The organism is Pantoea sp. Seng (assembly GCF_009829935.1).
Lineage (GTDB): Bacteria > Pseudomonadota > Gammaproteobacteria > Enterobacterales > Enterobacteriaceae > Pantoea > Pantoea communis.
Genome location: NZ_SZZV01000010.1, coordinates 1 through 14,171 on the forward strand (window position 1 = coordinate 1; position 14,171 = coordinate 14,171).

Below are 14,171 nucleotides of genomic sequence, written 5' to 3' on the forward strand. Positions count from 1 at the left end.
GATCAGGCTGCTGAGGATAAAAGCCAGGGGATACCGAAACCGGGAGCGCTTTAAGCTGGGAGTGATGTTCCACTACGGGAAACTGAATATGGCGTTCTGAGTCTCCCACCATGATCGGGGAAGACCCATTTACACACAGTATTAACGAGTTGGTGATGCTGTTCAAGCCGTACCGCTTGAGACTTTTTAAGCTGATTGAATGCTATAGGAATTAATACGTGAAGGGCATTTGATAAAGGAGATATGGTATGTAAAGAATCTCAATAGCCCATTTCGGCGATGGGTAACCCATGACCGGGAAGGAATATTTAATGCCGGGAATTTGTATGAAAAATCAGCAAATTCAGGCTATTTAAAGCGTTAAACTGCTTATTCATAACAAATGAACTAAGCTGAATGTCTGCGCAGTGAATGGCACCTGAGAACTCAGGCCGAAGAGTGCTCAGTAATACAACATAATGACAATAAGGACTTTAACTAATGGATGACGTGGATCTGGCTCAGGAACGTGAAGAAGCGCATTTAGCGGCCTCTTTGTCTGCCCGTAAGCCGCGCCTGGTAAGCCGAAATGGTAACTGTATCTGGTGCACTGATGAGGCAATAGTGGCTAACACCGCTTTCTGTTCTGCAGAGTGTGGCGAGGACTATCACAAGCATCAGCGTGAGATGAAGCAGAGAATTACTGGTGATTTGATATCTTGAAAAGTATTCACCAGAAACACAAAACCCTTTTTATATTGCTTATGTCAGATTAGCTGCTATGCGATTGGAAAATATTACCGCTAAGGCGATGTAGCACTGCCATTAGGAATGATGTCATATTGAACAATAAATTTCTGGCAACCAAAATTATGCCCGTACTTAACGGCCTTTATTACCTGTTAAAATAATTGAAATCAACATTTAATTCTACTCCTTAACTTTGACAGATTTTGTAGAAATTCTATGCTTAATTAGCAACATATCGTTGCCTTACCATGGGAAGCAAATTATGAAAAATTTATTAGGCGGGATGTTCATCATAGCGAGTTTGATTACACTGGCGGGATGCCAGCATGAAAGCCCTGCGGTGGGTAACGATGGCCGCCCACATGCACCGAGTAATGAGTCGGTGCCAGGTGGGCCATTGGGTAAGGGCCCGGTCGGACAACCACAGAGTTAAAACAAACCCTTTAACTAGAATGCTTAACCGCATGAATGTTTTAGTTATGCAGGAAAAACTGGCTTCCCTGCAGTGGTGACTCGACGCATCATTGCTGGCCAGAGATAATTAGGAAAGATTATCTGACACACTTCTCACAGACTGCAGTTAATAGCAATCTGTGTTTTTTATTTTCGGATTAGCAATATTTCAGTTACATACTAAACTGTTCCCGTTCCCAGCGGGACGCCATCAATTTAAGGCAAAACTTCTGCCGCCCGGATATCCATCCGGGTTTTATTTCTTCGCGCATGGCTAATCAACACCTTGAGACTCTTCAGCACTACTTGCCTTTGAAATTCATGGCGACAAAACATCTCTTATTTTCAGTGAGTGGCTTTCTGAGACAACCAACTTAAAAAAAGGAAATGATTTTATTTTAATCGTACTTTCAGAACGTATCAAAGCACTTCAATACATACTGAGGAGGTTTCAAACACCAAGGCCGGGTAGGTTCCTAACTTGGAAATTCAGTGTCTGCACGAACACCTTCGAGTTGCTGATAAGTGATGGTGGCAATATCGAAAGGCATTTGAATTTTATCAAAAATACGTTTTTTACACTTTTATAAAAATATACTCCATAGCATCAGGACGAATGAATTTTGAAATAAACGAAAAAACCTTTCAATTCTTTATTAAGATAGACGCAACAAATTTTAATGAATCTGCTTTTTAACTTCGATTAACCGGATTTTTAAATGAATTTAAATATCCTTTTGGCTTGACCGCTGCTCGCGCAGTCTTTTTCGATAATAAATGACTGTATTTAGTCGGCTCTTTATTCTGAAATTGGCATGGTTTATCACTTTTGCCCATCGGGGGTCAACGGTGTTCCGATTATAAGTTTTAAGAGCATCCAGCAAGGTACTCCACTGGCGGGCCTGGTAAGATTTGTCATCCCTCAGGTTAATTCGCATATGCTGTATGGTAGAATCAACCTGCCTTTTGGCTTCCAAAAGACTCAAACCCGACTGATGTGCCGCGGCTATTTTTCTAATCTCAACGACGTAAAACTGCAGATCAAATCCGTTTTCTCTCACTAACCCCACCACTCACTGCTAATTATTTTGAATATTAAATAGCAGAAAAAATCAAAAAATAAAGCGAAGCCGTGAATTTAAAAAGTCTAGCTTTTGGATTAACTATTAGATGCGCAATTTTTAAACTTGACAATTTACTTGATAGTAATCAACTAGTTCAGCGTTAACGACCTGGCACTTTAACTTCACGAGATTGATTTAAATATAAATGATTTGAATCATTCACACTCAATTCATCTAAGAATTTTTATTAAATCATGCTGCTATGTACGGAAGAGTTCAATAGCAATGAAAAAGAAATGTACAATTGATGTCATATTGTATAACTTTGGGCCGCGGCTATCGCCGCATGTAACGAATGGTGCATTGCATCACCTCTGTAAGTGTTTATGGATTTCCACTTATAGAGTTTTTTTTTAGAGTTAATCAGTCTAAACAAGCGCAGCTTTAGATTTCAAATTCACCACATGAAAATTTCCCTTCCCCAATTTCATTAGAACTATTTGGCAAGAAGTCATTCATAACGCATAAATCGATTGTTACTTCTTTTTCCTCACTTAGATTTCGACCACGCTTCAACATCTTTTCGTTATGTCGCATATCACCAAATGATTTAGAAATCGTCACAATAAGATAAATTTTATTTATCGACATCCAGCAACACATTAAAGGAGTTTAAGTAAAGATAAAAGACTCGTTTACGGCATTTTGCTTATACAATTCTAAAGAGCCCTGCTGCTTTTCTCACGACCAATCAATTTTTATTTCTTACGAGTTGTCAATGAAAAAAAGTAAAATATAAAAAACCTTCCGCGCTGCAAAAATCATTTTTCACTCCATAATTAAAATGTCTAAACATGGAGAAAAAAATGAAGAATCCAACTCTGCTACAGGCATTCCACTGGTATTACCCTGAAGGTGGCAAACTCTGGCCTGAACTCACTGAGCGAGCGTCAGACTTGAAGGAATCTGGAATAAACATGGTCTGGTTACCCCCTGCCTATAAAGGCGCCGGGGGTGCAGCTTCCGTAGGATACGACTCTTATGATCTGTTCGATTTAGGAGAATTTGACCAGAAAGGTAATATTTCAACAAAATATGGTAATAAGGAAGATTTACTCAGGGCTATCAGCTCATTGAAAGATAATGATATTGCTGTTTTATTAGATGTTGTTGTCAATCATAAAATGGGGGCTGATGAAAAGGAGGCAGTTCAGGTCAATAGAGTGGATGAAAACGACCGTACAAAAATTGACGAAGAAGTTGTTAACTGCGAAGCCTGGACACGCTATACCTTTCCGGCCAGAGCGGGAAAATACTCTCAGTTTATGTGGGATTTTAAGTGTTTTAATGGTGTAGACCACATAGAAAACCCATCAGAGGATGGGGTATTTAAGATAGTTAATGATTACACGGGTGAAGGCTGGAATCAGCAGGTTGATGAAGAAATGGGTAATTTTGATTACCTTATGGGCTCAAACATCGACTTCAGAAATCACGCAGTAACTGAAGAAATAAAATACTGGGCGCGCTGGGTCATGGAGCAAACCGGATGTAACGGCTTCAGACTTGATGCGGTAAAACACATTCCCGCCTGGTTCTATAAAGAATGGATTGAACATGTACAAGCTGTATCAGATTCGCCACTATTTATTGTGGCTGAATACTGGTCTTTTGAGTTAGACAAATTACAACAATATATAAACCAGGTTGAAGGGAAGACAATGCTCTTCGACGCACCTCTCCATATGAAATTTCATGAGGCATCTAAACAAGGCAGTGATTATGATATGAGCCGAATCTTTGAAGGCACATTAGTTGAAGCCGATCCTTTTCATGCGGTCACGCTGGTTGCTAATCATGATACTCAGCCCCTGCAGTCTTTAGAAGCCCCGGTTGAAGCCTGGTTTAAACCGCTGGCATATGCGCTTATCTTATTGAGAGAAAATGGCGTTCCTTCAGTATTTTACCCCGACCTCTTTGGAGCAGACTATGAAGACACAGGTAATGATGGTGAAACCCATCGTGTAGACATGCCAGTCATAGATAAACTCGATAAGCTAGTGCTGGCACGTCAGCAATTCGCGCATGGCGTCCAGACATCCTGGTTTGATCATCCTAACTGCATTGCATTCAGCCGGAGTGGCACGGCGGAACAACCAGGATGCGTTGTGATAATGTCAAATGGTGATGATGGTGAGAAAACGCTTAATCTTGGTGAACCCTTAGCTAATCGTATCTGGCGAGACTTCCTTTTTAATTCCGATGAAGTTATCAAGACTAATGAATCAGGTGAAGGCGTGTTTAAATGTAAAGCGGGTAGCGTAAGTGTCTGGGTTCTCGAAGAATTTATTTCCTGATAAGCTGCCCCCCACATTACTGTGCCGGCAGAATGCATACTGCCGGCAACAATTATTTGGTGGAAAGCTGATATTCTGGGTGTTTTCCTGCCAGCAGTAGTAAAAATTCGTATTCTCCCTGACTGAGTTGAGCAGGTTTCGAAAGCGACTCTTTCATCTGCCACACTCTCAGGCTCAGATTAAATCTTTCGGCTGCATTAGCCTGAGTCATACCCGCTTCAATGCGCAAGCTGCGAATGTCATTCTGGGCGGACATTACCGGTACAAAGTTGTTTTTCTTCATAACTTATCTCTGGCGTTAGTCTATGGTATGTGTAGTGGTCAAACAGATTTATAAATAACTTCACTTTCAACTGTTTAAGGCTAATATTTTTTAGTTATCGAATTAAAAAATATCGCTTCGCTTATACTTCCATCCCGCCTCGCTTAATAGCCGTCTCTATATCAGAAACATCCCATAAATAGTTTTAGACATTTAATAGGGAATATTCTGCTTTTTAGTTTTATCAAATCATTCAGAATCTGACACCCCAATGAGCCCCAATTAAATCAGAAAAATATCATATGAGGTTAGTCATGAAAGACCCAATTCAACGTCGCATTCCCCATGATTTGACGCAGGTAATAATAAATGAGCACTGGCAAATTACCTACTGGACTCTTACACTCCAAACCACTCAGGAAAGATTAACCAGAGCTATCAGAGAGGTTGGCTCAAATACAGAACTGATACGAACATGGCTCAGGGAGCATCCCCCTCTCATAACCCCCAAACCCATGATTTAATTATCTGTAATTAAGCGAGAGTTTATTATCATTTGAATCAGTTATGCCAGGCCGTCGATTAATATATCTCACACCTGTGTGGTTGCCGGTAATGCGAAATGAATGATGGTCTTAGCCATGTCTTCGGTTCTGGTATTGAGCCTTACGGCTGAACTTGCAACATGCCTTACCAATGTGGAATTTTGCTGTGTGACCCGTTCGATATCGGTAACTGCTTGCGTCACCTGAATGATCCCTTTGCTCTGTTCATTTGAAGCATAAGAGATTTTCCTGATGAGTTCATCTACTGAAGAAACGCATTGGGTCACCGCTCCCATGGTGTGCCCGGCACGGTCTGCGACCTCTTTGCCCTCATTCACACGAGCGAGAGTTGTATTGATTAATCCTTCAATTTCTTTGGCTGCACTTGCGCTGCGTTGTGCAAGTGTACGTACTTCTGTAGCAACAACAGCGAACCCTCTGCCCTGCTCGCCTGCCCGGGCTGCTTCAACGGCAGCGTTTAACGCCAGTATATTTGTCTGAAATGCGATACTGTTCACTGTGGCAGTAAACTGCCGTATTTTTTCGGCTTCCTCGGTAATACCATTCATCATGAGGCCAACTGAGTTCACCAGCTTTTCGCCTTCTCCGGTGATATATGCCGTTTTCTCAGCAAGACTGCTTGCTTCATCAGCACTTAATGCATTTTGCTGAACGTTCGCGCTCAGCTGGGTAATACTATGTGCGGTCTGCTCTAAGGAAGTTGCCTGTTGAGTAGTCCTTACAGAAAGGTCAGTATTGCCCGCTTCGATGTCTGCAGCCTCACGCTTCAGCAGGTCCGTATTATTCCTGATGGAAAGTACAGTTAATAAAAGACTGTTTTGCATGGCTTTCACCAGTGGTACCAGCTGCCCTACACAATTTCCACCCAAATCTTGCAGTGGATTAGTCAGTTCACCGGAAGCAATTCCTCTGAAATGTTCCCTTAAGGTTGCCAGAGGCTCAACGAGGTGCACGACCAGAAAGCGGTCGCAGAAAACCAGTAACATAAAGATAAATAATGAAGCAACGGTGAATGCTAACTCCAGTTTTTGACGATCATCGTTGAATGCATTCTCTTTGTCAGCCAGTCTCTCCTCGAGGAATTCTAAACGCTCTTTTGATGCTGAATTAAAATTTATATCAGAACCTGTTAAGGCTGTTCGAAATTCATCCCAGTCCGGTGTAGCAGGAACTTGTTCTGCTAAGGTTCTCTTTATGGAATCGTCACCTGATTTCATCGTATTACCTGCTCGGGTCAGAAAGATGAGTTGAGCAACCAACTTTCCCTCACGCTGCGTTTGTTTATGTAGATCTCTTAAGATTTCTGAACCATATAAGCCTGCAAGAGCAACAATAATAAAAGCGGCAACGAGAATGCACTGCACTACCCGGCGAATAGTAAAATTTGTAAGAAAGTTCATTTGATTACCTGGTGTTGTGATTAATTTAGACAAAAATAGTAACCATATAAATTATTTTAGTAGTGCGCTATTAGATTGCGCACAAGTGCGTTATCAGTTAGAGTCTGGCAGGCATTTAAAAAAAAGGAAATATTCCAGCAAGAAATATTTTTCTCAAACAGATTGACCCTTTTAATTAAACTAAAAAACAGGACGAACTCAAGGGGCTGTCTTATGATGGCGAAAGAGACAACAAAAAGCGTAATCTTCAGTCAGTTTTTAGCTTCTTCTTCCGGTCGGTTATTTTTCTTTCACTTTTACGTTCCGGTTATTAGACCCGGCACGGGGGATTTATGGTAAAAAATTTAAATGCTACTAATGAACGTCGAAAACGAGCGCTTGACTCCCTTCTCGCACCTGATGAAGGAAGGGACAGTGTTCTGAGAAAATTTGTTCATTTAGCCAATCAGGCGCTGGGTATCCCAGGAAGTTTCATTTCAGTTTTAGATGAGGAGTTCCAATACATTCGGGCCTCACATAATTTCTCACTGAAACACTCAAAAAGAGATGAGTCTTTATGCCAACATGTGGTTAATGACGACAATGCTCTCATCGTTCCAGATACATGGCTGGATGCTCGTTTCTTAACCCACCGCTTTGTTACTGGTGAACCCTACATACGTTTTTATGCGGGCGTTCCGCTCAAAGATCGTGAAGGCCACGTATTAGGTACTTTTTGCGTAACTGACCGGGAACCGCATCCGTTCAGCGATATGCAACTCGCGACACTACAACAGCTTGCTGAGTTGGTTATGTCATTTCTCGAAGCCTGGCATGCCACCGGTTTTAATGACCCTGTCACTCTCTTGCCCAACCGCTCCCGACTAATCAGCGATATGCAGTCGCTCGCTGCAGAAGGAGATAAGGTCAAGCGTCGTCTTATTATTATTGATTGCCTGAAAATGGCTCATGCTTATGACTTGGCTAAAACAGTTGGAATGGTGCCGGTTGAAGAACTTCTCAGGGATATAGCTATAAAATTGCCTCGCCGAATACGTCCTCAAAACGGTGAGATGTTCTATGCGCTTTCCACTGGACGTTTTGCCATTCTGGTGAGCGACGAAAGCCGCCTGGACGCCTCGTGGATTGCAGGGCGTATGGAAGGCATCTGTGCTGAGTTAGGTAATGGGATATCAATAACTCTTACTTCCCATGCGGGCCAAACGGATTTTACGGCGATTTCATCCAAAGCCTGTGATGTCGTTCGCCGTGCCTCGGCTGCGCTTGAAGAAGCGATCGATAAAAATTTACCCTCAGTGATGTATAAAGAGTCTGAAGAAATAAAACATTCAAATGATTTTACTCTTATGAATGAGCTTTCTGATGCAATACGTTTTGATAAAGGCTTATACCTTGTATATCAGCCTAAAACCTGTCTCACATCGGGTCAGCCCGTCGGCCTGGAGGCGCTGATACGTTGGACACATCCTGTCAGAGGGGAACTGTCACCCGCGGCATTTGTACCCATGGCTGAACAAACGGATCTACTTCATGAGATGACGGAATGGGTGATTGACAAGACGATAGCCTGCCTAAAGCGATACAATCGACAGAATATTCAATTGCCCATCACAATCAACGTCAGCCTGAACGATTTCGCGAAAAACAATTTTGCAGATTTATTAGAATCAAAAATGCTGGAAGCACGTTTATCTAATAATCTCTTGGGAATTGAATGCCTGGAAACTGAGCGGATTATAGAAAATGCACAGGCACTATCCGGTTTGCATAGACTTTATGAAAAAGGGTTTACCATATCTCTGGATGATTTTGGGACAGGCTATAGTAACATCAGTTATCTGAGACGAATGCCGCTGGATATAATAAAACTTGATCGCTCACTTATATCAGGTGTTTTAGAAGATACCTCCTCGCTTATCATCGCGCGCAGTATTATCAGAATGTTAAAAGAGCTGAATTATACGGTGCTTGCGGAGGGTGTAGAGGACGCTGAAGTAGCAATTCTTCTGCGTGATTTTGGTTGCGACCAGGCTCAGGGGTATTTCTTCTCTAAGCCGCTATCTGATCCCGAACTGGACATATGGCTTCAAAGACGCTTAAAGAACTGAAAGCACAAATTTAGTTAACTAGATACCTACTATGACTTGGTTGCGCATTACTCCATTAACACTATTCCTGTTGCTCACTTTGGTAAATTATAAGATTCATCCTGGACGTTTTAATCACAAAAAGCACTATAATTTTTGCTTAATACAGATAATTAAGCACCCTCTAGAGGGATGAGTAGCTTTAAGAATCGGTTATAAAAACAACTTTTAAATCCAGCTTTTAACCCGCTATTGCGGGTTTTTTCTCAGCAGTAAAACGATCAAAGCAATTCTTACATCACTCGTAGAAATACGTTTTTTAATTTAAGCTATTGTTTAACGACTGGATGCGCATAAAAAATCGCATTAATATGTAACAGCTTAAAATTCGAGTTGGCCTATGGCTGCTATTCTCACCCCACTTTGTTGCTTTCAAAAGCGTTCCCAAGGAAAATTTCTCTGCATGTAACCAAAGCAATGGTTAAATTGTGAAGGATTTATTGCAAAGGATGGCTGATATGAAACTTGCTCAGAAACACTATAGATTATTATCAATAATTAAAGAGAGAGGATCAGTACCCTCGTCCGTCAAACCCGTTGTCAGGAAAGAGTTATCAGAGATGGGGCTTGTTGAGTTTCTCTTAGGCGATGAATGGATGCGTGACAAAGAGCGATATAACTTACTCCGCGCGGGAGAGAAATATTGGATGAATATGACTTTAATCTGGCCGCAAATGCGTTTAAAAGCACCTGTCAGGGAAAACGAAACTCCAGTTAAAATCTATAGATCATTGTATTTTATAAAGTATTCAGAGATAGCCATACACATCTTTATTAGTTAATTACCAGTAAAATAGTACCGATTATTGTAAACACGCCCCCCGAGAGTAGCCCAACCAAAGAACTATCGAGAATAAACCAAGCTATTTTTTCTCAAACAGATTAGGAATTTCGGCATAATATATTGCTTCCATTGGACATATAACATTTTCAAGCCTTAACAATAGTCGCGAAATCATGGCACGTCTGTTGACACAACGGCGTTCACGCAGCAATTCATGCACCAGTTCACCAATCATAATCTCTGTTGGGGGTAATACTACCCTTTGAATATTTTCACCGCCTTCATCAAGATAATGAATATTCATTTTTTTCCAAAAAATTAACTAATAGTTCATAAACTATAGATCATATGACCAGAGTGGCCTTAATGAAATCAGGTCATATTTAACTAAATTTTAAATAATTGACATACCTCACAGAATTCCGATTATTTTTTCAATCCATTCCAATCACACAACACTTACCTCTCATTTAATCACTGAGTAAGCAAGACCTTGTATGATTACTTGACTAAATTTAATAATCGGCCACAAAAAATCCTTGTTTGGACTTAATATTTTGATGATAGTTTCACTCAAAATCTACATTTATTAGGTAAATTTAACAAATTCCAGTTAAACCTACTCCTTCAAATCTCCTCTGTACATTGTTGTAATGTTTTTTTAGCAACATTGATACCTGATTCAGATTTGAATTGAATCCAATGTCGGAAAGGCTTAATTTTTAATAGTCTAGGCAGTATTTTTACATTGTAACTAGGAATGTAAAAACACCGCCAGAGGTGACGGTGTTTTTTTGATTAATGTGGAATTTCTGATACTTCTTTGACTTCCTGCTTATTGATCTGTTGCTTAACACCGTTGGCATCAGTGTAACCTAGCAATCCTGCATCAGTCTCTGTAGGCTTACCATCGCTGACAATAGTTTTGCCATCATTAGTATGGATAGCATAGCTTGTCCGGGTACAGCCCGTTAACGCTGACAGCGCGATAATCGCGGCTAATGATGAAAAAATAATTTTTTTCATGAACTCATCCTTATCAATTATTTAATTCACTCATATTGGTGATTTTGTCGCGGTTGATTTGTTCAGTTCTTCCTGACTGTGCATCTTTGTAAGATACTAAACCCGTATCACTGTCAATTTGAGGTTTACCGTCTGTAACGATTGTACGACCGTCTGTGGTTTTGATAGCCTGATTTGAAGAACATCCCGCGACTGAAACTGCAAATGCTGAAGCAATTAGCAGGAAACCTATGCCTTTTTTATTCATTACTGATCCCTCATTTGGAAAAAAATTTTACTAACTGTTCAATAATAGATGGTTTCTAGCAATCTGCTTCAGAATTGTACTCATACCCCACGAAATGCAAAAAAGATATGCCAGTGAGGATTCCGGTTTTGATCTTTTTTATGAGTCAATCTCCATGCGATGCAGTAAAGACCTTAAAATTATGATGTTACCTTGTTGCTGGCGATTGGTCGTTCCAGAGAGTATTAAGCAGGTCTATTAAGTCGGACGTAACTATTTGTTGTGAAGCAGACTAACTGCGTTCCTTCACAGAGCAATTCGTAATACTCCCTTTTCGCTATTTTTTGGATTATGAGCATAGGCATATCCTGATTATTATGCTACCAGATGAATATTCGCTTATTGTTTGGAACCTGAGGATAAGTATGCTGAAGTAAAGAGTGTAAAATACTAACTAACACTACGGATTTAAATGCTGTTAGTTCAGATTGGTTAAATCGAGGCTCATTCAATTCAGGCTACGCTCACCGGCTTCATCCACATACCTTTCTTTTCTGAAAGAGCCCTGATGATTGGTTCAGAAAGGTCGACTTCTCTGGACAGTTTTTCAGACTGCCAATAGCGTTCGAGTGTGAGTCTGCCTGTCAGGTCACATGTACAATCCATAGTTGCTATGATTTTGTGCCGGGCGACATTACCCTGCATTGTAGGTACAGAACATACGACTGCAGAAAAATAGAGCTTCTCATCAAACAGGATCCACATACGGCCCGGTTCATGCTCAATGGTGCCGAGCATTTCAAAACGACGGTAAACTGTACTGGTGCTGTAAGACATTGGAATGACGTTCATGTGTATCAATCACTCAGGTGCGAATAGTAATAATTATGAACACGTTGCCGAGTATTCACTCGACACGATACCTCTAACTATAGGTTTAGAATATTTTTTTAATTCTATCCACCCCTATAATTCTTTATGGCGATTTTTTAATCACTCACTTGTACTCAATACTTGCCCTACCCACTCAAATAAGTGTGTAAAACCTCATTCGTTGTAAGCATACAATCCTTTTTGAAAGGGGTTTAAAAAACTATCGTGCACATCCCAACGCTAGCCATAACCCACTAATCTCGGCGACTATGCACTTCTGATAAGCACTGAATAGTGAATTTTACCTGAAAGAGTTAAGCCCAACACCTGCTTCATTCCACAGCCAATATTTATAATAGGAATGCCCGCATTAATTATGGCTGGCAAATTAGGGTGATTCTTATGCAGGCTGTATGCGGATTACACAAAATATCTTTGAACAGAGTGCTCTTGCGGACTTTTAGAGAAAGATTCTAATCAGGACAAATATTTTTTTGAATAAACCAGTATTTTGGCCTACCCTCAATCGGGCTTGGAATAGTTCCGGCTTTGGGTGAAATGGAAACAGAATTTTTTCCCGGGAATTGTCCCGGGATTTTTTTGCACTTAAGAAATGGCTATTGCTTCCCCACTCCATGGCTGTCTGGTAAAGGAAACCAATGCGATACGCGATATTGCCTGAATGTAGCGTCCCCCGGCATAAGAATTTGGGTGAAATTTTCAAATGATGCCTCATATTTTCCGCTTCCTACCCCTTCATCCGTACATATTGCAACTACCTGGCCGTCTGCGGGCTTTTCAACTTCATAATCAATCCAGTTCATACATTCTCCATTTTAGCTGGCTTAAAATATGGACTGCCTTTCCCCTTATCGCAAAGACAAATTCAATTTTAAGATAAACGGAAAATCGGTATCTGCTTTTTGTGGTTTCGGCCGATGATGGCCGCCTAAATCGTACAGAGTGAATCTCGTGTGCTTAAAAAAACAAAGTCGACGTAGGTGCTATGATCATAAATCGGAGAACCCGCTTTATATAGGCGATATGTTAAAGGCATTTGGCAGGCTGAAGCGATTTTGACTGCGGCTTTTTGGGGTCACCGGGAGACACCGGGGAACTTACCTATGTTGAAGAATGAAAAAGCGCTACGGAGGTGGCCATGCTCTGGATGGAAGAGGGTCTGTCTCTAAGGGTGGAAGAGTTGCCGGGCGGCCCGCGGCCGCTGCCGATGATGAGCGGGTTCAACCTAACTACCGCCTATCGGGCGCTAGGGTGTTTTAATCCGTCGGAAACGTCGGACGCCTATTTCATTCTTTCCAACGATCGCGATGAGGTCTGGTTTATTTGTAACCGGCACCTTAGAACCGTTGTTATACGCCGGGACTGCACGGCATTCCGGTTGCCGCTCTCCTTTTTCGGCAAGCATACTTTAACCGGCACCCTGTCGGCAGTCCTCCCCAGACTCAGCGATTAAAAAGCATCCTGAGCAGAACCATCAGATGTGCCGCCTCGGTTTCATCACTGGTCGCGTCAAGCCGCGCTATCATTTTCAGGCACACAGCAGTCCGCGTCAGCCGGCGCTCCTGTCGCAGGCTCTCAACGGTAATGCGGCCCAGCAGCGCAATCTGGCAGGGATGGGTAACCTGGCTGAAGTAACCGGAGAGTCCGGCATCTTTAACAGGTGGTAGTCCGTCCTGTCGCATGAAATACCCGTGTGGAGTGAATAAGTTCGGGCGCAAAATAACCGATGTAATGGCGCGTGTACAGCAGTAATCCGGCAGTGCTAAATTCTTTAAACAAAACTTGGCATTACTTCATTAAATTCATAAAGTTAAATTAACGCTCCGGTTATCAGGGAAGCTCATAGATAAAAATAACAGCGGCGGACGACTGCATGCCCATTACCCTGCACGATAACATCTTCAATCAGGTACTGAATCCGGAAGACACTAACCGGGCCGATACCCGGGTATTTCTTGCCGGCGATGCAAAGCCTTTACGCTGCCCTATTAATCTTGTACGGCTATTCCCTATGGCAGTACGCAGCAGAACGGCAGTTCAGGCTGTACGCACAGGAGCCCTAGCCGGAAACCGTCTATGCGGTGACTGGATGACAATGAAGACTACACCTCGCCCTAGCAAGCCAGCATATAGGTAAAGATATGGCGCAAAAGCCAGCCGCTGCATTAGTATACGCTGCATGGCCTGGCACGACGAGTTTTCTGCAATTTGCTGCCTCGCTGGTCGATCATCATTACCGACAGCGCGCAGACCAACGCGGCAG

Annotated in this window: 16 protein-coding genes; 7 read left to right on the top strand and 9 right to left on the bottom strand. The window is 41.8% G+C overall.

Translation table 11 applies throughout. The features are described from left to right. Positions 1-480: 480 nt before the first annotated feature. Positions 481-702 (top strand): DUF2116 family Zn-ribbon domain-containing protein, encoded by a 222-nt coding sequence (locus FD737_RS11845; protein WP_097117055.1) that lies wholly within the window; start codon positions 481-483, stop codon positions 700-702. Positions 703-991: 289 nt separating this feature from the next. Beyond that, positions 992-1,162, top strand: a complete 171-nt coding sequence (locus tag FD737_RS23705; protein ID WP_166935051.1) for a hypothetical protein — start codon at positions 992-994, stop codon at positions 1,160-1,162. Positions 1,163-2,690: 1,528 nt separating this feature from the next. Here FD737_RS23705 and FD737_RS11850 read toward each other — a convergent pair. Further along, the gene (locus FD737_RS11850) at positions 2,691-2,897 is read right to left on the bottom strand and encodes a hypothetical protein (RefSeq protein ID WP_141398999.1); all 207 of its coding nucleotides are present in this window, start codon (positions 2,895-2,897) and stop codon (positions 2,691-2,693) included. A gap of 215 nt (positions 2,898-3,112) precedes the next feature. On the opposite strand from FD737_RS11850, the gene amyA reads away from it, so the two are divergent. Next, positions 3,113-4,603 (top strand): alpha-amylase, encoded by a 1,491-nt coding sequence (gene amyA / locus FD737_RS11855; protein WP_160833570.1) that lies wholly within the window; start codon positions 3,113-3,115, stop codon positions 4,601-4,603. A gap of 52 nt (positions 4,604-4,655) precedes the next feature. On the opposite strand, the gene FD737_RS11860 is transcribed toward amyA, so the two are convergent. Beyond that, a complete protein-coding gene (locus FD737_RS11860; protein ID WP_097117052.1) occupies positions 4,656-4,886 on the bottom strand; it encodes a hypothetical protein in 231 nt (76 codons plus the stop codon). Positions 4,887-5,179: 293 nt separating this feature from the next. Here FD737_RS11860 and FD737_RS11865 point away from each other — a divergent pair, with 293 nt between their 5' ends. After that, positions 5,180-5,389, top strand: a complete 210-nt coding sequence (locus FD737_RS11865; protein WP_097117264.1) for a DUF3606 domain-containing protein — start codon at positions 5,180-5,182, stop codon at positions 5,387-5,389. A gap of 68 nt (positions 5,390-5,457) precedes the next feature. Here FD737_RS11865 and FD737_RS11870 read toward each other — a convergent pair whose 3' ends face one another. After that, positions 5,458-6,831: a methyl-accepting chemotaxis protein gene (locus tag FD737_RS11870; RefSeq protein WP_160833571.1), complete on the bottom strand. Its 1,374-nt coding sequence runs from the start codon at positions 6,829-6,831 to the stop codon at positions 5,458-5,460. Between the two features lie 332 nt (positions 6,832-7,163). On the opposite strand from FD737_RS11870, the gene FD737_RS11875 reads away from it, so the two are divergent. Together FD737_RS11875 and FD737_RS11880 are read left to right on the top strand one after the other, a co-directional pair. Next, positions 7,164-8,939 carry a GGDEF domain-containing phosphodiesterase gene (locus FD737_RS11875; RefSeq protein ID WP_160833572.1) on the top strand — a complete coding sequence of 592 codons (1,776 nt, stop codon included), beginning with the start codon at positions 7,164-7,166 and terminating at the stop codon, positions 8,937-8,939. A gap of 497 nt (positions 8,940-9,436) precedes the next feature. Then, on the top strand, positions 9,437-9,760 hold the full coding sequence (locus FD737_RS11880) for a hypothetical protein (RefSeq protein ID WP_160833573.1): 324 nt from the start codon (positions 9,437-9,439) through the stop codon (positions 9,758-9,760). Positions 9,761-9,841: 81 nt separating this feature from the next. On the opposite strand, the gene FD737_RS11885 is transcribed toward FD737_RS11880, so the two are convergent. The 5 genes from FD737_RS11885 to FD737_RS11905 all read right to left on the bottom strand — a co-directional run bounded on the left by FD737_RS11885 (position 9,842) and on the right by FD737_RS11905 (position 12,711). After that, positions 9,842-10,066 (bottom strand): hypothetical protein, encoded by a 225-nt coding sequence (locus FD737_RS11885; protein WP_160833574.1) that lies wholly within the window; start codon positions 10,064-10,066, stop codon positions 9,842-9,844. Between the two features lie 494 nt (positions 10,067-10,560). Then, positions 10,561-10,788 (bottom strand): YgdI/YgdR family lipoprotein, encoded by a 228-nt coding sequence (locus FD737_RS11890; protein ID WP_160833575.1) that lies wholly within the window; start codon positions 10,786-10,788, stop codon positions 10,561-10,563. 13 nt (positions 10,789-10,801) lie between these two features. Continuing rightward, a complete protein-coding gene (locus FD737_RS11895) occupies positions 10,802-11,035 on the bottom strand; it encodes a YgdI/YgdR family lipoprotein (RefSeq protein ID WP_097117047.1) in 234 nt (77 codons plus the stop codon). Between the two features lie 492 nt (positions 11,036-11,527). Then, positions 11,528-11,866 carry a hypothetical protein gene (locus FD737_RS11900; protein WP_160833576.1) on the bottom strand — a complete coding sequence of 113 codons (339 nt, stop codon included), beginning with the start codon at positions 11,864-11,866 and terminating at the stop codon, positions 11,528-11,530. 638 nt (positions 11,867-12,504) lie between these two features. Further along, the gene (locus FD737_RS11905) at positions 12,505-12,711 is read right to left on the bottom strand and encodes a hypothetical protein (protein WP_097117045.1); all 207 of its coding nucleotides are present in this window, start codon (positions 12,709-12,711) and stop codon (positions 12,505-12,507) included. 335 nt (positions 12,712-13,046) lie between these two features. On the opposite strand from FD737_RS11905, the gene FD737_RS11910 reads away from it, so the two are divergent. Next, positions 13,047-13,361, top strand: coding sequence for a hypothetical protein (locus FD737_RS11910; protein ID WP_160833577.1), 315 nt, complete (start codon positions 13,047-13,049; stop codon positions 13,359-13,361). On the opposite strand, the gene FD737_RS11915 is transcribed toward FD737_RS11910, so the two are convergent. Then, on the bottom strand, positions 13,351-13,590 hold the full coding sequence (locus tag FD737_RS11915) for a hypothetical protein (RefSeq protein ID WP_160833578.1): 240 nt from the start codon (positions 13,588-13,590) through the stop codon (positions 13,351-13,353). The two genes, FD737_RS11910 and FD737_RS11915, sit on opposite strands and share 11 nt — an antisense overlap. Positions 13,591-14,171 lie beyond the last annotated feature (581 nt).